This is a genomic window from Microbacterium sp. PI-SA-G, from assembly GCF_057215335.1.
In genome coordinates this window covers 3446364-3467066 of the sequence record NZ_CM170103.1, presented here as the reverse complement: position 1 = coordinate 3467066, position 20703 = coordinate 3446364, and the positions used below count along the sequence as shown (strand labels likewise).

Annotated in this window: 25 protein-coding genes; 17 read left to right on the top strand and 8 right to left on the bottom strand. The window is 63.4% G+C overall.

Features of this window, described 5'->3' with window-relative positions; all coding sequences use genetic code 11:
- The first annotated feature begins 283 nt into the window (after nt 1-283).
- The 5 genes from AC2D10_RS17160 (at nt 284) to AC2D10_RS17140 (ending at nt 3245) form a co-directional block, all read left to right on the top strand.
- A complete protein-coding gene (locus AC2D10_RS17160) occupies nt 284-343 on the top strand; it encodes a hypothetical protein (RefSeq protein ID WP_484711869.1) in 60 nt (19 codons plus the stop codon).
- 256 nt (nt 344-599) lie between these two features.
- A complete protein-coding gene (locus AC2D10_RS17155; protein WP_484709353.1) occupies nt 600-1346 on the top strand; it encodes a hypothetical protein in 747 nt (248 codons plus the stop codon).
- Between the two features lie 249 nt (nt 1347-1595).
- Complete coding sequence (locus tag AC2D10_RS17150) at nt 1596-1751, top strand: hypothetical protein (RefSeq protein ID WP_484709352.1); 156 nt, start codon at nt 1596-1598, stop codon at nt 1749-1751.
- A 34-nt stretch (nt 1752-1785) separates the two neighbouring features.
- Nucleotides 1786-2691: an NAD(P)-dependent oxidoreductase gene (locus AC2D10_RS17145; RefSeq protein WP_484711868.1), complete on the top strand. Its 906-nt coding sequence runs from the start codon at nt 1786-1788 to the stop codon at nt 2689-2691.
- 239 nt (nt 2692-2930) lie between these two features.
- A complete protein-coding gene (locus AC2D10_RS17140) occupies nt 2931-3245 on the top strand; it encodes a DUF7882 family protein (protein ID WP_484709351.1) in 315 nt (104 codons plus the stop codon).
- A 179-nt stretch (nt 3246-3424) separates the two neighbouring features.
- On the opposite strand, the gene AC2D10_RS17135 is transcribed toward AC2D10_RS17140, so the two are convergent.
- Complete coding sequence (locus AC2D10_RS17135; protein WP_484709350.1) at nt 3425-3814, bottom strand: NUDIX domain-containing protein; 390 nt, start codon at nt 3812-3814, stop codon at nt 3425-3427.
- A gap of 347 nt (nt 3815-4161) precedes the next feature.
- Between AC2D10_RS17135 and AC2D10_RS17130 the strand changes: the two genes are divergently transcribed.
- From AC2D10_RS17130 to AC2D10_RS17120, 3 genes are read left to right on the top strand one after another with little or no spacing between them, the layout of a single operon-like run.
- Nucleotides 4162-4758 carry a TetR/AcrR family transcriptional regulator gene (locus AC2D10_RS17130; protein WP_484709348.1) on the top strand — a complete coding sequence of 199 codons (597 nt, stop codon included), beginning with the start codon at nt 4162-4164 and terminating at the stop codon, nt 4756-4758.
- 2 nt (nt 4759-4760) lie between these two features.
- Nucleotides 4761-5633: an alpha/beta hydrolase gene (locus AC2D10_RS17125; RefSeq protein WP_484709346.1), complete on the top strand. Its 873-nt coding sequence runs from the start codon at nt 4761-4763 to the stop codon at nt 5631-5633.
- A gap of 16 nt (nt 5634-5649) precedes the next feature.
- Nucleotides 5650-6795, top strand: a complete 1146-nt coding sequence (locus AC2D10_RS17120) for an FAD-dependent monooxygenase (protein ID WP_484709345.1) — start codon at nt 5650-5652, stop codon at nt 6793-6795.
- 211 nt (nt 6796-7006) lie between these two features.
- On the opposite strand, the gene AC2D10_RS17115 is transcribed toward AC2D10_RS17120, so the two are convergent.
- Both AC2D10_RS17115 and AC2D10_RS17110 read right to left on the bottom strand, forming a co-directional pair.
- Entirely contained in the window at nt 7007-7654 is a 648-nt protein-coding gene (locus tag AC2D10_RS17115) for a response regulator (protein WP_484709344.1), read from the bottom strand.
- Nucleotides 7651-9309, bottom strand: coding sequence for a GAF domain-containing sensor histidine kinase (locus AC2D10_RS17110; protein WP_484709343.1), 1659 nt, complete (start codon nt 9307-9309; stop codon nt 7651-7653). Before AC2D10_RS17110 ends, AC2D10_RS17115 begins: the two co-directional genes overlap by 4 nt.
- 97 nt (nt 9310-9406) lie before the next feature.
- Between AC2D10_RS17110 and AC2D10_RS17105 the strand changes: the two genes are divergently transcribed.
- From AC2D10_RS17105 to AC2D10_RS17095, 3 genes are all read left to right on the top strand, one after another.
- A complete protein-coding gene (locus AC2D10_RS17105) occupies nt 9407-10174 on the top strand; it encodes a universal stress protein (protein ID WP_484709342.1) in 768 nt (255 codons plus the stop codon).
- Nucleotides 10175-10315: 141 nt separating this feature from the next.
- Nucleotides 10316-10927 (top strand): hypothetical protein, encoded by a 612-nt coding sequence (locus tag AC2D10_RS17100; protein ID WP_484709340.1) that lies wholly within the window; start codon nt 10316-10318, stop codon nt 10925-10927.
- Between the two features lie 37 nt (nt 10928-10964).
- On the top strand, nt 10965-12272 hold the full coding sequence (locus tag AC2D10_RS17095; RefSeq protein ID WP_484709338.1) for a signal peptidase I: 1308 nt from the start codon (nt 10965-10967) through the stop codon (nt 12270-12272).
- A gap of 812 nt (nt 12273-13084) precedes the next feature.
- Here the strand turns inward: AC2D10_RS17095 and AC2D10_RS17090 are convergent.
- The 4 genes from AC2D10_RS17090 to AC2D10_RS17075 all read right to left on the bottom strand — a co-directional run bounded on the left by AC2D10_RS17090 (nt 13085) and on the right by AC2D10_RS17075 (nt 14880).
- Nucleotides 13085-13213, bottom strand: coding sequence for a DUF7882 family protein (locus AC2D10_RS17090; RefSeq protein WP_484711867.1), 129 nt, complete (start codon nt 13211-13213; stop codon nt 13085-13087).
- 102 nt (nt 13214-13315) lie between these two features.
- Nucleotides 13316-13867: a DUF488 domain-containing protein gene (locus AC2D10_RS17085; protein ID WP_484709337.1), complete on the bottom strand. Its 552-nt coding sequence runs from the start codon at nt 13865-13867 to the stop codon at nt 13316-13318.
- 300 nt (nt 13868-14167) lie between these two features.
- On the bottom strand, nt 14168-14668 hold the full coding sequence (locus tag AC2D10_RS17080; RefSeq protein ID WP_484709334.1) for a hypothetical protein: 501 nt from the start codon (nt 14666-14668) through the stop codon (nt 14168-14170).
- Nucleotides 14665-14880 carry a hypothetical protein gene (locus AC2D10_RS17075; RefSeq protein WP_484709331.1) on the bottom strand — a complete coding sequence of 72 codons (216 nt, stop codon included), beginning with the start codon at nt 14878-14880 and terminating at the stop codon, nt 14665-14667. The genes AC2D10_RS17080 and AC2D10_RS17075 overlap by 4 nt, the downstream gene beginning before the upstream one ends.
- Before the next feature lie 415 nt (nt 14881-15295).
- Here AC2D10_RS17075 and AC2D10_RS17070 point away from each other — a divergent pair, with 415 nt between their 5' ends.
- From AC2D10_RS17070 to AC2D10_RS17050, 5 genes are all read left to right on the top strand, one after another.
- Entirely contained in the window at nt 15296-15745 is a 450-nt protein-coding gene (locus tag AC2D10_RS17070; RefSeq protein ID WP_484709330.1) for a TraR/DksA family transcriptional regulator, read from the top strand.
- Between the two features lie 257 nt (nt 15746-16002).
- A complete protein-coding gene (locus AC2D10_RS17065) occupies nt 16003-16488 on the top strand; it encodes an ABC transporter substrate-binding protein (RefSeq protein ID WP_484709328.1) in 486 nt (161 codons plus the stop codon).
- Nucleotides 16485-17558: a cation efflux transmembrane domain-containing protein gene (locus AC2D10_RS17060; protein ID WP_484709326.1), complete on the top strand. Its 1074-nt coding sequence runs from the start codon at nt 16485-16487 to the stop codon at nt 17556-17558. The genes AC2D10_RS17065 and AC2D10_RS17060 overlap by 4 nt, the downstream gene beginning before the upstream one ends.
- A gap of 450 nt (nt 17559-18008) precedes the next feature.
- Entirely contained in the window at nt 18009-18290 is a 282-nt protein-coding gene (locus AC2D10_RS17055) for a hypothetical protein (RefSeq protein WP_484709324.1), read from the top strand.
- Between the two features lie 150 nt (nt 18291-18440).
- Nucleotides 18441-18779, top strand: coding sequence for a DUF7882 family protein (locus tag AC2D10_RS17050; protein ID WP_484709321.1), 339 nt, complete (start codon nt 18441-18443; stop codon nt 18777-18779).
- A 405-nt stretch (nt 18780-19184) separates the two neighbouring features.
- Here AC2D10_RS17050 and AC2D10_RS17045 read toward each other — a convergent pair whose 3' ends face one another.
- Nucleotides 19185-19430 (bottom strand): DUF7882 family protein, encoded by a 246-nt coding sequence (locus AC2D10_RS17045; protein WP_484709319.1) that lies wholly within the window; start codon nt 19428-19430, stop codon nt 19185-19187.
- Nucleotides 19431-19711: 281 nt separating this feature from the next.
- On the opposite strand from AC2D10_RS17045, the gene AC2D10_RS17040 reads away from it, so the two are divergent.
- A complete protein-coding gene (locus AC2D10_RS17040; protein WP_484709318.1) occupies nt 19712-20578 on the top strand; it encodes a phosphatase PAP2 family protein in 867 nt (288 codons plus the stop codon).
- Nucleotides 20579-20703 lie beyond the last annotated feature (125 nt).

The following is a 20703-nucleotide window of genomic DNA, read 5'->3' as shown; positions in this document are numbered from 1 at the left end:
TGGTGATCGGGTGAGGCCTGATGCGAACTCGCACCGACCAATGAACGCAACCACGCATCACGCTTCTTGGCTGTGCCCTTGCTATTCGCGCCCACCATCAGGAGAAAACGGGGGCCCGGTAGCGCGGAGTGCGGATGGAGAGAGCGCTCACACACAGCGATCATCTTGATCGCGCCGCTCGGCACGGGTTCCGGGCAAACAGAGGAGCCCTCCTTGGGCGTTCATCTAAGAAGGCACAGTCAAGACCGAGATCGAGGATCGCGCCCTCACACATCTGCAGCTGGTGATGACGTCGAAGCTTCGACGCGGGGAGCCGTTCGGATTCACGTGGAAGAGGACATGAGCATCGGTGGAGTCCAGACGACGGTGTGGGTTCACGCCGGAAGCTCTCTCGTACTTAAGTTCCACGGCAGCCGACAGCCCTCGATCACACTCAGCGCACCCGCACACGCCTGGCCGCTGGACCGTTAACGAAAAGATAGGGGTACTTATGTCAGATCATGCCTCCCTGCCCTGTACTTGTGGGAGCGTGGGCGCTGGCAATCAGCCCGTTCGCTGACTATAAAGGCATCGGCGAGGCAACAAGGCTAGGAGTAGCAGTGATCGATCCCGGCGGAGCGGAAGAATCGGATCCGCTGTCAGCGCTCCCGGGAGACAAGATCGTGTCTGCAGCGCGGATGGTTCTGACGGGCCTCGCGGAAGTTCCCCTCGCAGCGACAGCAGCCGCGCTTGTTCTTGAAAGCTTGCCGTCTGCTGCCGAGCGTCAACACGCTCGTGCGTTGCGAACACTCTGGCGCCTCATGAATGACCTTCAGGACGTCGTCAGCGCCCAAGACTGGCAAGATGCTGCGGGCGCCGAAAAGTTCGATGCGGCCGTTCTTCGTGCGCTCCGGGCCGCGGAAGAGGCGAGCAGTGAGCAAAAGCGAGAATTCATCTGGTTGGGTCTTGTCAACGGCTGGGTCCGCACTCACGGCGATCCTGAACGCGACCGGTTTCTCCGGATCGTCGCGAAGTATGACCTCGAGCACTTCCAGATTTTAGAGAAGATCCAGGAAACACTTACGGATCGCCCTGCGTGGCCATCGGTCGAAGAGCTTGCCAGAATCATCGGCGGCAATCGATTCACGGCACGCGCCTACATCCATGAGTTCCACAGCGATGGACTCCTGCGCACATACGATCAACCAGAACTTCGAAAAAGCGATCCGACATCCGTCCATACGAAAGAGCTTGCACTTTGGACGGAAGCAGCCGATCGTCTACTCGCCTTTGTCAAAACCCCATGCTCACCAGACGGCGCATCGAACGAGGTAACCAACCCCTCAGACGATGAGCAGCGGGATTGATGTCCACGAGTCACGGTTGTCGATGCAAGCTGCCGAGCCTTACCGCGAAGGGCCAACGCATCTCTACTCCAGCGGCGCCTCGAGCGCCTCATAGACGAGGGCGGCCTCAAGGGCGAGCTCATCCTCAAACGCCCGAGTACGCCCGCCTCCTCGCCGACAACGACAAAGCCGACACCGTGACCCTCACCTCGATCAGCCCCGACGGCAACACCGTCGAAGCATCGTCTGCTGACCACCGGTTCGATCCTGATGATCGAATCCACCAACTCCACCGTCGCACCACCGGACAACACGGGCGCGATCGTAGACATGCAGGATCGAATCGACGCGATCACCCGCCCGCTTGTCGCGGAGACCGAAGAACCCGGCTCCCAGATCGACTACGACCTCCCCGGACCCCACTGATCAGCTCGAGCCGCTCGTGTGGCAAAGTGCGGGAATGGACACAGAACACAGTCCCCGCACCGACGTGACGATCGGGATCGCGGGGATCGGCCGCATGGGAACGCCCCTCGCGCACGCACTCAGCGACACATTCCCTACCCGTGTGTTCGATACCGACCCTGACCGCAAAACCGCGGCGCCCGGAGCACAGTGGTGCTCCACCCTCCAGGAGCTCGCCGAACGCTCGAATGTCTTCATGACCGTCTTGCCCGGTCCGAAAGAGCTACACCAGTGCGTCACCGACGCGCTTCCGGCCCTGCGCCCCGGGACGCTGTGCTTCGACCTCACCTCCGGCGACCCGAACGTAACCCGCGCACTCGCCGCACTCGCCAGCGACCGCGGCATCGATGTGGTGTCTGCACCGATGGGCGCATCGGTTGCCGAGGCTGCGGCACACGATTTGACGTTCTTCGTCAGCGGGTCAGACCAGGCTGTTGCTCGAGCGGAACCGATCTTGAAGGAGCTGTCCCGCACCGGGGGTGTGCAACGGGCAGGCACCCGGGCAGAAGACGGACAAATCGTGAAGCTCCTCGCCAACGGGCTCTGGTTCGCCAACGCCGTCGCCACCTCCGAAGCAATGCTCATCGGGCAAGGTCTCGGACTCACTCCACCCGCCCTGCACGACCTTCTGCGAAACAGCGCCGGCGGCAGCCGATTCCTCGACGAGCATTTCGGCCATCTCCTCGACGGCGACTACCTCGAAACGTTCGGCATCGACCGCGTCGTCGAAGAACTCGACACCATCCACACCATGGCCAAGACCGCGCAAGTCACCACCCCCATGCTCGACGCGTCCGCGCGGATCCATCACGCAGCGCTCGACCGGTATGGCCCCGCACTGGGCGAGCTGCTCGCCGTGAAGCTCCTCGAAGACGACACCGGACAACGACTCCGCCGATAACCGGTCGAAACGAAAGCGGCGGCCCCGGGCAGTCTGGGGAACTGCAACGGGACCGCCGGTCGGCTTCGCTGGGGACTCCACCGACCATGACCGCAGTGCATGACGCGGCCACAAGTAACCATAAAGACGCGTCGCCCGTCGCGAGTGAGTCTTGCGCATTCAGTCATCACGGTGTTCGCTGCTGTAACGCGCGTCAATATCAACAAACCGACGGAGGCAGGATGGGATACGGTCACCGCATGGCCACCCTTCACTACGGTGGGTCGGAAAACCCGATCCACATCGAGGAACGCGCCCTCGCGCACCTCAAAGTCGTCATTGCAACCAAACTCCGACGCAACGAATCTTTCACACTGTCGTGGCAGCACCCGGAAGGAGACCCGCGAGGACGCAGCACCATCTGGCTGCACCCCTCAATCCCGCTCCGCTTCACCTTCGACGAACCCGAGACGCCCGAACTCAACATCAAATGGATCGAAGCGCTCATGCACTCCGCCAACAGCTCCGGCGGCATCACCCTCATCGACGAAGTCCTCGACACCCCCGAACAGTGACACTGCAGCGGTAACGGAGCTGTCATCAGGCACCGCACGAAGCCAGACGGCACCCCAGACCCGAGGACACCGAATAGGTCCGCCGAAACGGTGTTCCGGAGACCGTTAAGGCCAGCCCGTCGAAACCACGGGACGTGCGCCCACCAGAAACGATCATTTTCGGCAGCTTGTTGGTGGGACTAGAGGCCAGCGTACGCAGCGCACGACCTCGCGGGCGGTTTCTGGCACCAACCCGGTGAGCGACCGTATTTGGCCCAGGCTGGCTCGTACCGGTTGAGAGGCTCGTTCCGTTTTGCTTCGGGACCACCGAGTCGCAGTTGCCGCGAGCGGACACAGACTTCAAAGTAGACGGCTTCTGCTTCGGAGGGTTCGGAGACGGAGGGCAGGCGTCGGACGATCTTCCCCTCTAAGCCGGTCTCCTCCCACAGCTCTCGAAGGCAAGCCTGTTGGAGTGATTCGCCACCCTCGACCCCACCGGGGAGGACGCGATACTCCTTGCCGTCCTTGGTCCGATTGATAATCAGGACCTCATCGCTATTAATCACGACAGCGACGGCTCGTATCCTCATGCCCTGACTCTAATCGCGGTCAACAACCGGTCGTATCGGCAGGAGTAATCGCCGTCGTTTTCAGTGTGCTCGCGACCCACGGCACGTACCACCGCCGTAAACGATCGTTTTCGGCGAGTAGCTGGCTCGTGATTGCCGACAACACATACACCCTCGTTCCCTGGGCCGGCTCTCGGGGTAGCGCGACTTGAGACGACCACGAATCGGTCGGATTGACTGAAACAGATCTTTATTAGAGAATGGTCTCTAATGCCGGTGATGGGGTAAAGGGTGGCGTCGGTCTCGCTATCGATGGCGAGTCGTTTCATACCCGGCGAGTTGGCCGATCCAGACGCGGAGGAAACCCAATGGGACGTGCTGCACAGCACACGGATGAGAACATCTTGGATGCGGCGCTGGACCTTGTCGCGGAAGACGGAGCACACGCGGCGACGGCAGTTGCCATCGCCAAGAAGCTCGGCGCTCCGTCGGGTTCCATCTACTATCGCTTCGCCTCCCGCGATCTGATCCTGGCAACACTGTGGATCCGCACTGTCAGACGCTTTCAGCAAGGTTTTCTGGACGCTCTCTCTACGGCGGACACCGGGGCGGCCGCCCGGGATGCGGTCGCGCACACGCTCGCATGGACCGCTGCTCATCGCAAAGAAGCGAGAGTTCTGACCTTCTACCGCCGTGAGGACCTCATCGCGTTGTGGCCCGACGAGCTCGGCGAGGAACTCGCCAGTCTCAACGACGCGGTCAAAGCTGCGGTCAGAGCCTTCACTGTTGCGCACTTCGGACATGTCGATGCGGAAACCGCCGGACGCGTCAGATTCGCGCTCATCGACCTCCCTTACGCTGCAGCGCGTCAATTGCTCCGTTCCGAGCACCCGGCCCCGTGGCTTGTCGATTCGGTACTTGCGGCCTCCGCGGCCGTCCTCCGCTCTGATCGGCCGACCCCGTGAGGGTGCCGTCTTTCGCGAGCGTCGTGGGTCTGCGGCTTGCGTACATGCTTTTTCATCCGCCGCGGAAGAAGCATCACCGCTCCCCCGCGGATCTGGGTCTACGCGCGACAGAGCATGTGACCAAGAGCTGCGACGGCGTCGAGCTGCACCTGTGGTGCATCGCGGGATCGGGCATCGGCACGGTCATCGTCGGCCATGGGATCGGGCTGACCAAGTCGGCCAGCCTGCGTCAGGCCGCCCTGCTGCATGAGCTCGGCTATCACGTGCTCCTCTTCGATCATCGCAACCACGGGCTTTCGGCGGGAGACCGATCACGGGCGCAACTCGCGGAGCGCTACAGCAACGACATCGCCGCTTCCATCGCGTTCGCTGCGGCGACGTGGCCGCAAAGCCGCAGACTGATCGTGTGGGGGTTCTCCTTTTCAACGTTCCCGACGTTGCACATGCTTCGCCATGAAACAACTGAGGTCGCCGCGATCATCTGCGACAGTGGCCCTGGCCTGGATCTGGACGCGATGTTGCAGAGCTTCATCGCCGGCGGAAACCTCCCCGTCCCTCCCCTGCTCGGCCAAATCCTGCAGCACCCCGCGGTGGTGTCTGCGTTCGCATCATCTGCGGTCACCATGTTGGGAACCGAGTGGCCTCCAGACCCTGAGACTTCGGCCTCCGGATCGATCCCGATGCTTTTCCTGAGCGGCGGCGCTGACGAAACCGTGAGACCGGCACAGGTGAGTGCTCTCGCATCCCGCTACGCGAAAGCCACTTTCGTGCAGCTTCCCGGTGGCCATCTTCAGGGCATCAAAGCGGACCCGCACGAGTATCGCCACGCCGTGACGGCATTCCTTGACGCCCTCCCTCCGGTCAACGCCACGTGAAGTTCGGAGACAGCGAATGAGAATCGCCATCGTCGGCGCAGGCATCGGCGGCCTCGTGGCCGCAGCGGGCCTGCAGAGCGACGGACACCACGTCACCGTCCTCGAGCAGCGCGAGCGACTCTCCGCCGTGGGAGCCGGGCTGACGCTCTTCGACAACGCGTTCACCGCGCTTGATGCGATCGGCCTCGGCGAGACAGTCCGAAGCGTCAGCAGCGACGCCGTCGGTCAACTCCAGTCCGGACAACGCCAGCCCTCGGGGAGATGGCTGACGTCACTCCCGCCCGCCGAGACCCCGGCGATCCGCAGCCTCCACCGAGTCGCCCTTCACGAGGCGCTGGTCGCGCGACTGGCAGAAGGCACGATCATCACGGGAAAGAGGGTGGCGGTGTCGAGTGACGGCGCCCCCGTTCTCACGATCGATGAACACGCCGAAGCATTTGATCTCGTCGTGGCCGCGGACGGCATTCGCAGCGACGCCCGACAACGATGGGGCCTGGACCGAGGGCTCCGATACGCGGGCTACACCGCCTGGAGAGGCGTAGCGCCCGCGAGCGGCCATCTCGTGAATGCGGCGGGCGAGACCTGGGGCCGCGGCGCACGCTTCGGCATCGTGCCCCTGCCCGACGACAGCGTCTACTGGTTCGCCACGCTCTCCACCCCTCCGGACGGCCAAGATGCAGACGCCCACGGGACCCTGCGGCAGCTGTTCGGCTCGTGGCACGCACCGATCACGCAGCTGCTCGACGCAACCCCCGCCCTCAGCGTCCTGAGACATGACATCCATGACCTTGCCGAGTTCCCACGCTCGTTCGTCCACAAACGCGGCGTTCTGCTCGGTGATTCGGCGCATGCCATGACTCCAGACCTGGGACAGGGAGCTGGGCAAGCCATCGAAGACGCCGCGACCCTCGTGCACCTCCTCCGCGAAGTCCCCTCAGGACTCGCTGACTCGTCGCTGACGGCCGCGCTCGAACGCTATGACCATCTGCGGCGTCCGCGTACCCGTGCACTCTGGCAACAGTCGCGACGCACCGGCGCGATCGGGCAAAGCAGAGGCGCCCTCGGTGTAGGACTCCGTGACGCCGGGTTGCGTATGATCCCCCCATCAATGATGTCCTACGCGATGACACGCGTGCAACGCTGGACCCCACCAGAGCACTGACTAGGTGGCCCCTGCCGGTCGCGATTGTCGGATCGAGTGGGGGTATATTTTGAGCGTAGAGATCCAGGGTGTCCCTCAACGCCCCTTTACATGCTGGCGGCCCGACCGCATCTCCCCTCAGGAGGGCGGGCCGTCAGCCTCTATGTCAGCAGAGATCGTAGATGCGCGATGGACGAACCGCTCCAGACCGCGGTCTGCTTCGGGCCTGAATTTAGGGCCGGGACGGCGAGATGGCGTAGACCGCGGCCTGCGTGCGGCGTTGCATGCCCAGCTTGGCGAGGAGGCCGGAGACGTAGTTCTTCACCGTCTTCTCGGCGAGACCGAGGCGATCCCCGATCTGTCGGTTCGTCAGGCCGTCGCCGATGCACGTCAGCACCTGCCGTTCACGCAGAGTGAGGTCCACTGCCGGGAACCTGCTGTCAGCGCTCGGCTGCGCAGGCGCCGCGGACACCGCCTGCACGACGCGGTCGGCGACCTGCCGGGAGACAAGTGATTCGCCCCGGGCGGTGCGCCGAATCGCATCCGCGAGGTTGTGCCCGCGGATGTTCTTGAGTTCGTACCCGGACGCACCGGCCAACACTGCGGCCACACTGGCTTCGTCGTCGTCGTGGGCGGTGAGCATGAGGCAGTGGATCTGGGGCTGGGCCGAGCGGATGGCGCGGCAGAGCTGGATCCCGTCGCCGTCCGGAAGGCGCAGATCCAGGACCACGACGTCGGGCGATGTCGCGGGGATGCGCGCCAGCGCTTCTCGGACGGTGCCCGCTTCGCCGACGACAGTGAGGTCGGGCTGCACGTCGATGAGTGCCGCGACGCCGTGCCGGACGATCTCGTGGTCGTCGACGAGGAACACGCGAGTCATACCCTGCTCCTCTCCTCGACGAGGCGCGCCCACCAGATCGCGCGCGTTCCTTCCCCCACGGAGGAGAGGAGTGTGAAGTCACCTCCGCGCCGTCGAGCACGGTCCGCCAGATTGGCAGTTCCACTTCGACGCACTGGTTCAGAGGAGAATCCGACACCGTCGTCCGCGACGATCACCTCCACCTGGCTCTCATCGACGGTGACGTTCACGGTGACCTCATTGGCTGAGGCATGTCGGGCGGCATTCGCAAGGCACTCCCGGACGACGGCGAAGACGTCTTCCGACAACGCCCCGGTCACCATCAGGTCGACCGGACCGCTGAAGGTGAGTTGTGGACTCGAGTGGAGGGACCCACTCATCTCACTCACCACGTCGAGGATCTGGTGCCGTGCCGTTCCCGCGGAGGTGTCTGCTCGACGAGAGGTAAGCGCGAACACTGCCGTGCGGATCTCGTTGATTGCAGCATCGATGGCGTCGACCTGCTCGGAGAGTGCGGGCTCCGCCCGTGGAAAGCGAGCAGCCAACGCTTGAAGCGATAGTCCAGTTCCGAAAAGTCGTTGGATGACGTGGTCATGGAGATCCCGGGCGATTCGACTGCGTTCTTCGGCCAGCTCCACTCGATGTCGGTCGCTGCGGGCGCGGATGAGCTCGAGTGCGAGCCCCACCTGGGTCGCGAACTCGGCAGCCATTTCGACGTCATCGGCTGTGAAGGGGACATTGCCGTGGGATCGTGTGAGCGCGAGCGCACATATCGTTTCGCCCGCGACGATGACAGGGAGGACCATGTTGGGTCCCATTTCCCCTTCCAGAGACTTCACTGCCGTGCCGGCCGGGGCCAAAACCGCTTGGCCGGTGCTCAGCGCCCGATCGACGAGGCTACTCTGCCGCTTGTATCGGAGGCCCTCGAAGCGCTCGGCGCCCTTTCCACGTGCCGTGCGGATGAGTAGCTGGTCAGAGTTGTCTTGGTCTGGGATCACGACGCTGATGACGTCGGCAGCGACAACGCTTCCCACACGGGCGACGACCACCCCCACCGCGTCGGTAACGTCCTCCGACAGGAGGGCGGATGACACCTCAGTTAGGGCAGTACTCCACCGAAGCTGACGACGAAGCTTTTCGTAGAGTCGCCCGTTCTCCAGTGCGACTCCGGCCGTTCCCGCCAACGCCGCCACTAGCTCTTCGTCGTATTGGCTGAAAGGTTCGTTCGGACGACCGACGAGGTAGAGCGCGCCGACGGTGTCCCCATGGGAGCGAACCGGCACCCCGAGGAATGCGGCTGAGCAGTTCGCGAGGAATCCCGCATGTCGGGGATCGTATTCCACACGGGCCAGCGGAGTGAGATCCGACGGGTTCAGGGATGACAAAAGTTCCGAGGCGGGGCGGCTGTCGAAGTGGATGACGCGTTCGGCGTTGCCGCGCCGGTCGAACAAAACGATTGCGCCATCCTGGGAATCCAACAGAGATACTGCGGCTGCCACCGTCCGCCGTAGGACGACATCGACATCAAGCGGCTCCATAACGGCTCGCTGCGCCTCCAAGAGCCGTCCCAGCCGGCTCGCGGTCAACGACGACGTTTGGGCTTGCTGTAGGAGCTCCGGCCGTTCCTGTTCCGGCTCCGAGCGCGAATTCCCTCCGGACTTCAGGTCCTCCGCCACCTGAACCACCCCCTCGTGTACGAGGACCTTACACGAGGGCTCATAGGACCTTGGACCCTATTGACAAGCAAAAACTCGGACGAGAGTGGAAAGGATCATGAACAAAGACAGACCCCTCCCCCGCCGAATCGTTGGTATCGATGGATCCGCCGCGGGTACCGCAGCGCTGCGGTGGGCTGCCCAACGATGTGCTGAAGATGGCGCGCCATTGATGCTTGCTCACGTGGCTCCTTCGATGAACCACTCCGCTTCCTCTGTTCTCGAGGACGCACGCGCGCTTGTGCAAGCCGACCATGCTGGTCTGGAGATGGAATCAGTGCTACTTGAGGGCAATGTCTGGGATGCGCTCAACGGTGCTGCTAAGCCGGCTGACATGATCGTGATCGGCACAGACAAGACCGGTCACCTGCATGGACGGGTCAGCGGGGTGCTCAGTATCCAACTCGCCATGACGGCGCGCTGCACTGTCGCGGTGATTCCGGACATCGACTTGAGCTTCCGACGCGGAATAGTAGCGGGAATTGGCCACCCGAGCACAGCCCCGCGCGTGGCCGTTGCCGCATACGGGGAAGCCCGCCGACGCTCAGTCCCGCTGACCTTGGTCCATGGGGGCTGCGTCGAACACTGCACAGACGGACTCGACGCCGCCGAGGAGTCCCTGGTGGATGAAGATTTAGCGGTCGACGTTCGGCGGCGCATCCTGTCGACACCGGCCGCTGATGCACTCCTGGACGTCGTACGCGATAAGGAGCTCCTTGTTCTTGGCCGCGGCTCTCGCAGCACCTCAGGGGCTCTCATCGGCGCAACCACGCATACCGTGCTGATGAACGCCGCATCACCGATACTGCTCCTCGCACCAGCCTGAACCCCGTGGGACTTTAGTCCCTATTGCCCGCCCCGGGGTGGGCCTACCGTCATTGTTGAGCGAAACTGTCCTCCCCGATCACGCGACGCGCTCGCTCACCCCCGCTTCTTCCCCACCCCACATCCTCTGAAGGGTTTCTCCATGTCTACCTCCCGTCGAAATCGTGCCATCGCGGCTCTCGTCATCCCCGTCTCCGTCCTCCTCGCCGGCGGGCTCGTCTGGCAGAGCTCGTACGCCGCCTTCTCGGCCCGCACCGAGAACTCGGGCAACTCCTGGAGCACCGGTCGCGTGACCCTCACCGACGACGACCGCGGCGCGGCTGCCCTCACCGTCGAGAACATGGTCCCGGGTGACCGCGGCCAGAAGTGCGTCGTCGTCACGTCGAACTCGAACGTCCCCGGCGAGGTCCGCACCTACGTCGAGGACCTGCTCAAGGACCGCGGCCTCGAGAACCACATCCTCATCTCGATGGAAAAGGGCACGGGCGGCTCGTTCAACGACTGCACCGGTTTCACGCCCGAGTCGGGTGTGGCGCCGCTCACCGGCACGCTCGCCCAGCTCTCCGCCGCCGACACCGACTGGGCGACCGGCGCCAACGGCTGGGTGACGACCGGCACGGCCGGCGAGTCCAAGACGTACCGCGCGACCTGGTCGTTCGACACCACCGGCATGACGCAGGCCGAGATCGACGCTCTCCAGGGTGCACGCGTGGGACTCGACGTGGTCTGGGAACTCCAGACCACCGACAACTGATCCCCCACTTCACAGGAGCCGCGCCGCGAGGCGAACGATGACCACCACCCTCCCCCCGAAGGACGCCGACGCGTCTGTTCAGGAGCACGCGACTCCTGACCAGCCGTCCGGGCCCTTCGGGAGGGACGGCTGGGTCCGGTTCGGGTTGCTGCTCATCTCCCGCGGATATCTCGCCGTCATGGCGACGCTCGCGATCATCGCCCTGCTGCCGCTCCTGCTCGGCTGGCGGCCCATGATCATCCTCAGCGAATCCATGGAGCCGACGATCTCGGTGGGCGACGTCGTCCTCATCTCCGACATCCCGACCGGGCAGACCTACGGCGACGGGATGGTGGTCGCTTTCGAGACCGTCACTGTCGCTGACGAGCCCATCATCAAGATGCACCGCATCGTCGAGACCCGCGAAGACGGGTTCGTCACACGGGGAGACGCGAACGCGGATCGCGATTCCGGAATCCTCACCGAAAGCGAGATCCACGGCGCGGGCCGGCTGCTCGTCCCCTTCATCGGGCTGCCCGTCTTCTGGATGGGACGCGACCCGCTCGCTCTGGCGGCGTGGATACTCGGCACCCTCGTGGCGGTCGGACTCGCGCTTCCGTCGCCGTCGCGCGCACGGCGCGCCGAGCAGATCGTGATCGCTGCCCTCGCGGCTGCCGCGATCGTCGCCGGAGCGGCATCCCCGTCGATGCACGCGTATGCCGCGTTCAGCGTGCGCACCACCACCTCCGCGACCTGGGGCGCGGCCGCGCTCCCGCCCATCGCGGTCGGACGCGCCCAGCCCTTCTCACTCCTGGCCGCCACGTCGGTCTCGGACGGCCTGCTCACCTTCACCGACGTCAGCGGCAGCATCGGCACGACCCCCGGCACCACGATCTCCAACTTCAGCGTGCTCGACCGGTACGGATCACTGGAGCGGAACACGAACGTGGCACGCGTGGCCATGGCCGATGCGCGCACGCTCGCCACCGCACTGGAGGCGCGACGCGCGACACCCCGCACCGGAATCCTCACCGGACGCGTGACGCCCGGCACCTACTCCTGGAACGCGCTCAGCACCTCCGGCACCATCACCCTCGACGCCGCGCGAGACCCCAGCGCACGATTCGTCTTCATCGCCAACAGCCTGACCGTCGCCAACAACACCACCGTCGTCCTCGCGAACGGCGCCACGGCCACCAACGTGTACTGGCGCATTCGCGGCGGCGCGACCCTGAACACCAGCACACTGCGCGGCACGCTGCTCGCGGACGGTGCGATCACCGCCAACACCGCGACCGTCTTCGGCCGCCTCATCTCCTTCAACGGATCGATCAGCGCCAACCGGTACACGATCAGCCAGCCATAGCGGTCTGCTGCGTTGCTCGCACCTCCCCCAATTGAGGCGCACAGCAGCAATATGCTGATAGCCCGGGACGCTGGCGAAACGCGGGAGGCGGAACTGCACCCTTCATCTCCAAGCATCGGCGCGTCGCCCGCGTTGGGCAACAACTACATGGTGGGCAACAATTATGTGCCATCGACCAGGAGAGCCTCAGCGCTGCGCTCCCTCGCCCTCAGAACACGCACGTCATCGCCAAGCGTCAGGAGAACTTCACCTGACCAATTCCGACATCATCGCTGCCGCGCTCAAAGTCGCATCGCGCGGTACCGAGGCATCATGGCGTGTCCCCCATTTGGGGGACACGCCGTGATATTGTTTGAGGGTAGCTGGGGCTACATGCGGAGCGTCTGGGGCGCTACGCCAGACCGTAACGTAGCGACGTCATGTTTTGGTGACGAGCCCTCTCGGAGCCGCGGTTCTGGGGATCTAACCTTCGAGAGGGCTATCCGCTCCCGCCGTAACGGCTCTTCTTGACACCGGTCGCTGATGCTGGCCGTCCCAGTCCGTTCCTAGCTATCTCCGATAGAGATCACCGCGGGGCGATTGCGTGGTTCACGGAATTCGCCAGCGTTGCTGGTGGCTGTGATCTTCTAGTTTGGTGCTCGGGGCACCGCAGGAAGGGTCATTCTGCTGGTGCTTCGAGAACTTCCTCGAGAAACGTGATGCCGCCAGAGCTGCTCGCGAACGGATGAGCGCTTGGATCCATCTCATGTTGAGATTCGGACCTCCGGCTCGACGAAGGTGAATCACAGAGGTCCGACGGGTGGCGCCAGATGCTACTGCGACCGGCGACCGGCAACATCGCCCTCCGGGTGCCGCCATGAGAGCGTGAAGGACTCGTTACGGCGCAGCTTTGTCGTGACGACGACTTCGAGATGCGCGAGGGCGCGCTCTTCGGTGTGGATTGAAGAGTCTCCGTACCGCCGTAGTGAAGTGTGCCCATGGCGGACGATCCATTTCGTAAAGCTGATGATGGGTTGGTTCGATCCGGGACTGGAATGGGTTGCTTACACGTGCCGGTCTGCATCGGTGGGCGGGTACCACAGCCGCTCACCCTCCACCCTCGCGAACGAGGTGAGGGTGTGAGGTTTTGTAGAGGTGGCGCTCATGATGTCTTTCACGGGGACCTGGCGAACGATCAGCGCATCGGCGATCAGAGACCGATGACAGCGCCACGGCACCGCTTCAGCACACATGATCGCGACAGTCGTTTCTTTCGCACGGTCGATCAGGGTGCCGATCCCCTGAGTGAAAGGTTCGGTTTGCATGTAGTCGGCGTAGCTGCGGAAGCTCTTATTGCGCCACGCACCGTTGATGCTCTCCACGGCCGCCGGCGTATGACGCAACCCGCCGAGCTCCTCCATACGTGCATACACCAGTCCTACCTCGGTCAGACTTCGCTCAAGAGCCTGCGCTCCGAACTGCGGGTTATGCCGGGAGCCGGGAACCGTCCGAACGTCGACGAGTTGATGCACGTCGTTGTGTTGGAGCAGGGCAATGAATTCGTCGATGGGGTGCGTGGAGTGACCGATGGTGAACACTGTCGATGGTTGCATCATGCTCCTGATCAGTTGTGAGCGATCGGCGGTCAGCAGGTCAGCAGGTCAGCGGCTCGCTCCCTTGCGCGGCTTGAGGAACACGTCTGGCTCGTGCTTTTCGCGTTTCGCCGCTCGTTTTTCCTTGATCGACAGTTGAGCGACCTTTTTCGCTCCGCGTGTACTTGGTGACTTACCCGACATCAGAACTCGCTTCCCCTAGGTGGCTGGCGCATGAACCACTGACCATAGCCGTGTTCCAAAGGAAGTCAACTCCGCGCTCATGTACGCGCAGTCGGTGCCCCTGAACGCCACTCTTTGTTTCTATATGAAATCGTTCGTTGATGCTTGTGCGATCGTGTGTGCACGGATCTCCTGCATGGTGTGGACAGCTGCGGGGTTCACTCCGGGAGGACGCTGCGCGAGCTCTTCGATTCGTTCGAGAACGAGTTGGGGATCGACGTCGCGGTTCACCAGGAGCGCGGTGACGTCAGCATCGATGCCCCGCGCGCGTTGGATCCGTCGGTGGATGGACATGGCCCATCGGTGAACCTTCGTGATCGTCCACGGGTCGCTGTAGTCGGGGTGATCGATCACCACGATGATGTGAGAAGTCGAACCCGGGACCTGTGAGGCGGTCCGTTTTTGGCGACGAAGCAGAGCCGCGAACCCCGCTCTTGTCTGGGCGGCGCGCCCGTCAACCCCGACAACGCGCACGTTCGAGGGGAGCTCGGCGGATGCGTTGGCTTTTGCGATGGCGGTCAGGCAACGCAACGAGTCACCCGTCACCTCGACGACGCGCGACGAACCGTGTTTTCGTGTCACTCGCATGTCAATTCCGCCGTTTCGTGGTTGCACGCGAGGCGGTGGTGCACGTTCACATCGACGTCCTCGGCCGCAGGCTCAGCCTTAACGCGTGAGGCGGCGAGGGGGGTTGTGTGTTCGCGGCGAAAACGATTGATGGTCTCCTGCAGTGCGGTGACACGTGCTGATGTGGCGCGCTCGATGAGCGCGGCCGGGCTGTGTTCAGTCGTCATGGGGTTCCTTGGCTACGGCGAAAGAACGCGTCGCGTGATCAGCGGCGCGCACGGCTACGAGGCGTTACGCGTTCGCGGGCGGAGCGCGTCGAAGACGCAGGAACCACGGAACATCCGCGGACCGGAAAGGCACGGCGACCAGGAAAGGGGCAGCCGCATCCGCAACGAGATCATTGCGATAAGAGACGTTGGCTACCATGCCTTCACCATAGTCAGCACGGGGATTACCGCAACTGACTCACGCTTACACGGTGGTGACTTGCTTTTTCTGTGGGCGGGACTATGGTGAGGGCCATGACCACCGTTGTTGACCTCATTGCCTCGGGGCGTCTTTCAGACGCCTCCGTGGTGACGAGCGCGGTCGACATCGCGGGCGCGCGGCACGAGGTTCTTCCGCCCCGCCGGATCGGCGGCGGTGACCTGCTCTTCCGGTCCCCCTCCCGCGCTGCTTCACCGTAGACCCTCCCCTTCAGGGCTTTCCGGTCACTCAGCGCGTCGCAGCAGCGGCGCTTTTTTTGTACCCAAAGGAGCAGTCGTGACACCCCACACCATTTCCGAAGTCACGGCTAGTGCCCGCGACACCGCGACCATCAGAGAGCAGCTCGAGCAGCGCCGCCAGGAGCGTCAGACGCTCCTGCGTGAACTCGAGCCCCGGGCACTTCCGACGATCGACCCCGTGGCATATCAGACGGCAGCGGCACACTGCGTCACGATCCAACAGATCAACGCAGCTCTCGGTCGGCTGGAAGTCGGCACCTACGGCCAGTGCGCACGGTGCGGTGGACAGATCGCGCCGGCCCGACTGGGGGTCGTCCCTTACGCATCAGCCTGTATCGATTGTCAAAATCATGCCGAAGCCGCGTAGCTGTAACCCGATAGAGATCCCCTCGTTTGCGCCTGATCCCCGAGGGATCCGAGTGATCCTCGTTCATCGACGAACCTGGCGCACGGGCGCGTCGCCTCTCGACCAGGTCGATGCGCGGTTCCGCGACCCTAAGCCGCCCGGCGGGACACTGACTCTCCGCTGGGAAAGTCACAGCCGCGCGATCGGCGCCTGACAGACGGGTAACGCCAGGCGCCGGTCATGATTGACGCGTCGGCAGCAAAATAGATGGGAATCAGATGTCAGTCAAACGCCGCTGGCGTGCCTCCTCGATCGCTAGTGTCGCGGTTGCGATGATGCTCTCGGGGTGCGCAGGGGTACCTGCCGATGTGGATGGCGCCCTTCGAAACGCGCAGGGCGGTCAGCTGCGGGTGGGCATCACGCACAACCCGCCCTGGACAAACACCACCGACCCAGATGAGCCATCCGGGAAAGAGGTTCGTCTCGTCCAAGGGTTTGCCGACTCGATCGACGCGACCATCAAGTGGACCGTGGGAAGCGAAGCCATCCTCACCGATCAGCTCCACGCCGGTTCTCTCGATCTCGCAGTCGGCGGGTTCACCGACGACACTCCTTGGACCGACAGAGCAGCGATCACCGTCCCCTTCGACGAGGCACACGTCGACGGAACAGCAAAGAAGCACGTGATGTTGACAGTCCTCGGTGAAAACCAGCTCCTGACGACGCTCGAGACTTTCCTGCTCGAACACGGAGACGACAGATGAACACGGCACACGCAGCCCTGCCCCCCGCGCAAGAGAAGACACTCCGCCGCGCCATCCGCATCGAATGGTTCACAATCGGTTTCCTTGCTGTTGCCATCACCGGGGTGAACCTCGTCATGGGTAGCTCGCAAGCCATGAAGGCCGCCTGGATCGAAGATCTGCTCTCCCTGGCACCGCCGATCGCTTTCCTTGTCGCCGTCCGCATCATCGCCAGACCGCCGACTGACAAATACCCCTACGGGTTCTTCCGCTCCGTCGGAGTCGCTCACCTCGTCGCCGGCGTGGCCCTCTGCACCATGGGCGCGTTCCTCCTGTTCGATTCCATGACCGGGCTGATCAGCGGCGACCGGCCGCCGATCGGTTCCGTCCAACTGTTCGGAACCGTGATCTGGTCCGGGTGGCTGATGATGGGCGTGATGGCCCTGACCATCCCCCTCCCGATCTACTTCGGACGAGTCAAGATGCGCCTGGCGAAAGACCTCCACAATAAAGTCCTCTACGCCGACGCCGACATGAACAAAGCCGACTGGATGACCGCCGCCGGCTCCATCGTCGGCGTCGGCGGCATCGGACTCGGATACTGGTGGGCAGACGCCGCAGCAGCAACCTTCATCGCCGGCAGCATCCTCTGGGACGGACTACGCAACACCCGCGCAGCGATCACCGACCTTATGGACACCCGTGCCACCACATTCGACGACCACAAACCGCACCCGGCATCCGACGCCGTCCTCGAGTACCTACGCACGCTGCCGTGGGTCGGCGAGGTGGCTGTTCGAGTGCGCGACCAAGGCCAGTTCTTCCACCTTGAAGCATTCATCGTGCCCGTCGGAGCCGCAATGCCCATCCTGGAGGACCTCCGCGCCGCGCAGCAACGATGCACACAGTTGGACTGGAAACTCGTCGACGTCATCCTCACCCTCACCCCAGAGCTGCCCCGTCATCTCAGGAACACCGAAACCAGCGACAAGGAAAAATCAACCGAGTCGAACGTCACATCCGATGACAACGCACGAGCATCAAGCGGTGGCTTCAAGGGCATCACAGCTCGCTGGCTCGCCCTCGCGTAGACGGTCATTCCCTCATCCGGAAACCGCTACACCTTGAAGGCCCCTGGCGGACGCCAAAACCGTCTGCCGAAAGGGAGTTTCGGAGAACCTTTGTGGCGAGCCCTAACGGGATCGACGCTCGACTGCGTCAGAAACGATCATTTCCGGTGGGCACGGCGATGATCGTTATTGAGCCGCGCGACATCATCGACCCTTCGAAATAGTTTTCGGCGATGACCATTCCACCGATTCCTCGTGACCCAGAAACCGCCCGATTTCGGCGTCGCTATCGGGGGAGAGGCGAGCTAGCCCTTCATCGGCACCGCCGAGGTTGGGTCGATCCCACCCGCCGATCATCGAGCGCGAAGACACGGACGAGTCCGTGATGCCCTGATTCCCCCGGTGCTAGCGCGCATCCACCGCTTGTGCAACGGCACCCTCAATAGCGGTCGGCTCACATAGAGTGCGCTGATGGACGATGATACAAAGACGATGATGCAGACCACTGTGGTGGTCAACGGTGACGGCGCCCTCCTGGCCCAAGACCAAGACATCGACGATCTGAAACGGCGATTCGAAGCAGCGATGGCTAGCTACGGTACCTTCGTAGACTTCGTCGTGGTGGGTAACCGATCCGCGAGCGTGATGGTCACCCCGCACACTCAGATCACCATCACAGTCGCCAGTGTTCTTTTCGACCCGCGGGACACGGGCGATGAAGAAGCCCCCTACGGCGGCATGTTCGATCTCTAGAGCCGACTGCCCGGTGTGAGCACACCTGCCCCTCCGTAGCAATGGGGTGCCGCCACGCCTCGACGTCTGCGAGTGTGTAATCACCACCTCAGCGATCATTTTGTTTGCGCCTCTTTGGCACGGGTTCCGTGGTAATCAGAGGACGTCCGTATGGGCCAGTTCATTTATGACGGCAAAGTCAAAGCAGAGTTCGAAGACCGGGCGCTCACCCACCTCCAGCTTGTGATCACCGCCAAGCTGAGGCGAGGAGAGCCATTCCCCTTTTCATGGAGAGAAGACTCAAGCATCGGCAACGGCAAAACGACCGTTTGGCTGCATCCGCGAAGCGCGATGGTCTTCAAGTACTTCGGGAGCCGGCAGCCCTCCATCAACCGTCAATGGATCGATGCGCTGGCCTTCGTCGCGAACGCGACCACCGGGCTCTACCTGATCCGGGAACCGGAGACCTCCACATCCAGTGACGACAAGGGTCCGGTGCCCCCGGTCTGACACACCCGCCGCTTCGGCAGGGTGTCGCACTAAAAGCGGTTCGCGCGCTCAGAACCGCGCGAGGACATCGTGAAAAGTAGCAGCACAGTCCCCGCGCCAACGACAAAGATCGTCACGCAGAGCGAGATGAGCAGCGCATCCACAGGTTCCCTCCCGTCAGCAAAGTTTGGCGGCTGGCAGGCCACTACGGGAGAAGCCCCCGGGTGGCCGCCAGCCTCTTACAGGAGCTGCCCGAAAGGCCGCAACAGTGCGGCCCTCCGACTCCCGACCACCCGACCATAGACACCTTCGCGGGATGTCCTGCACGTATTGACAGAGTCAGGCCGCACCTACTAGGCGTTAGCTACCGGGGTATCAAGAACTTCTTCGACAAGCATGATCCACCGCTGCAATTGGCCGAGTGCATTAGCCCTCGATCCACTTCTGATTCAACTGTGGCGTTTCCGGGTCATCAAACGTGAACCGCAGCGGGATCGAGGGATGCAACCAGACCGTCGACCGCCCCCCAGCCTCGTCCTCGAGATGCCTCCAGGACAGCGTGAAGGTCTCCAGGCGGCGAAGTTTCGTCGCGATGACCACTTCCAGATGCGCCAGGGCACGATTCTCGATATGGATCGCGTCCGTTGCAGAGCCGTAGTGAAGGGTTCCCATGCCCGAAACCATTGAGGCCCTCCGTTCTCGAACCCGAATTGGCGCCTGGCATCAGGGGCAGGCAACCAGCCGCAGTCCCGGCCGCACCTCGAGATTCCTGTCAGGGTTCCGGAGACGTTTGCGGCAGCCGCATCCAGTTCTCAGCCTGGACGCCACCGAAAACAATCGTTTCTGGCGTTTGCTACATTCCGAGTATGACTGCAGCTGATGAGACGAAGGCATCTGCGGGCGTCTGGACGGCGCGGTGGGTTTGGGGCGCTGTCATCAGTGCCGCGGTGCTGGTGGCGACCTACACCGTCGCTGTGTTGACACCCGGCGGCCAGGCTTTGGAAAACGCGGCCTTGCGGGGCCCTGACGGGGTCCGCGACGGCACACTCTCTGAGGCATCCGTGGCGCTGGCCCATATCACGGTAGGGACCCTCGTGCTGGCCACTTTGGCGATCGCGGCAGTCGGTGTCCTCCGGCGGCGCTGGGATCTCGCCATCGCGGGCGTCGGAGTCATCGTCCTCGGTCAACTCATCACCCAATCGCTGAAACGCTATATTCTCCCGCGACCCGAGCTGATTGCCGTCACCGGAGACTTCACCGGCAACAGCTTCCCGAGCGGACACACCACGATCGCGATGACGGTCCTGTTCGCCGCTCTGATCGTGACCTCCTACCGGTGGCGCGGACTCGTCCTGCTACTCACTCTCGGATGGGCCGTGGGGATCGGCGCATACACGATCACCGCGAAATGGCACCGATTTAGTGACACTCTCGGCGCGGACGCCGTAGCTCTCTTCTGTGCGTGCCTGGCGTCCTGGTGGCTCGCCCGGCGCGGATCCGTGGTCCCTTACACGGGGCACCCCCTGAGGGGCCGGACCATAGTTGCTGTTGTCCTCGCGGGTGCGGGCGTCGTATCGACCGTGCTCGGCGCGATCTTGTGGGTCGTGCCAATGCTCCGCGGTGTCGACAGCACCATCGCTGATCCCACATCGGACTACACCGCCTATCTCGGCGCCCACAGTCTCGCGGCGGGCCTCTCGGCGCTCACCGCCCTCGTCTTCTGGGCCCTGTGGCACAGGATTGAGACGCGACCGCGCCAGATCAGTGATTGGAAAGGGCGAACGTTTCCCGCCGCCCGCAGCGTGGGGAACTCACCGTAGATGCGAACCGACGTCGGCTTCTCTGTGCGTGCTGGCGTTCGACGACGACCGCGCCAGCCACTGGGGACGCTCCGTCGAACACGACACGCACGGCGACGCCGGGGTCAGAGATCCAGAACCGGTTT

What these genes read in the sequence shown, in the direction of transcription:
- AC2D10_RS17150 (WP_484709352.1), top strand. Translation starts at nt 1,596, where the DNA reads ATGATCGAATCCACCAACTCCACCGTCGCACCACCGGACAACACGGGC.
- AC2D10_RS17145 (WP_484711868.1), top strand. Translation starts at nt 1,786, where the DNA reads ATGGACACAGAACACAGTCCCCGCACCGACGTGACGATCGGGATCGCG.
- AC2D10_RS17140 (WP_484709351.1), top strand. Translation starts at nt 2,931, where the DNA reads ATGGCCACCCTTCACTACGGTGGGTCGGAAAACCCGATCCACATCGAG.
- AC2D10_RS17135 (WP_484709350.1), bottom strand. Translation starts at nt 3,814, where the DNA reads ATGAGGATACGAGCCGTCGCTGTCGTGATTAATAGCGATGAGGTCCTG.
- AC2D10_RS17130 (WP_484709348.1), top strand. Translation starts at nt 4,162, where the DNA reads ATGGGACGTGCTGCACAGCACACGGATGAGAACATCTTGGATGCGGCG.
- AC2D10_RS17120 (WP_484709345.1), top strand. Translation starts at nt 5,650, where the DNA reads ATGAGAATCGCCATCGTCGGCGCAGGCATCGGCGGCCTCGTGGCCGCA.
- AC2D10_RS17115 (WP_484709344.1), bottom strand. Translation starts at nt 7,654, where the DNA reads ATGACTCGCGTGTTCCTCGTCGACGACCACGAGATCGTCCGGCACGGC.
- AC2D10_RS17105 (WP_484709342.1), top strand. Translation starts at nt 9,407, where the DNA reads ATGAACAAAGACAGACCCCTCCCCCGCCGAATCGTTGGTATCGATGGA.
- AC2D10_RS17100 (WP_484709340.1), top strand. Translation starts at nt 10,316, where the DNA reads ATGTCTACCTCCCGTCGAAATCGTGCCATCGCGGCTCTCGTCATCCCC.
- AC2D10_RS17095 (WP_484709338.1), top strand. Translation starts at nt 10,965, where the DNA reads ATGACCACCACCCTCCCCCCGAAGGACGCCGACGCGTCTGTTCAGGAG.
- AC2D10_RS17085 (WP_484709337.1), bottom strand. Translation starts at nt 13,867, where the DNA reads ATGATGCAACCATCGACAGTGTTCACCATCGGTCACTCCACGCACCCC.
- AC2D10_RS17075 (WP_484709331.1), bottom strand. Translation starts at nt 14,880, where the DNA reads ATGACGACTGAACACAGCCCGGCCGCGCTCATCGAGCGCGCCACATCA.
- AC2D10_RS17065 (WP_484709328.1), top strand. Translation starts at nt 16,003, where the DNA reads ATGTCAGTCAAACGCCGCTGGCGTGCCTCCTCGATCGCTAGTGTCGCG.
- AC2D10_RS17060 (WP_484709326.1), top strand. Translation starts at nt 16,485, where the DNA reads ATGAACACGGCACACGCAGCCCTGCCCCCCGCGCAAGAGAAGACACTC.
- AC2D10_RS17055 (WP_484709324.1), top strand. Translation starts at nt 18,009, where the DNA reads ATGGACGATGATACAAAGACGATGATGCAGACCACTGTGGTGGTCAAC.
- AC2D10_RS17050 (WP_484709321.1), top strand. Translation starts at nt 18,441, where the DNA reads ATGGGCCAGTTCATTTATGACGGCAAAGTCAAAGCAGAGTTCGAAGAC.
- AC2D10_RS17045 (WP_484709319.1), bottom strand. Translation starts at nt 19,430, where the DNA reads ATGGGAACCCTTCACTACGGCTCTGCAACGGACGCGATCCATATCGAG.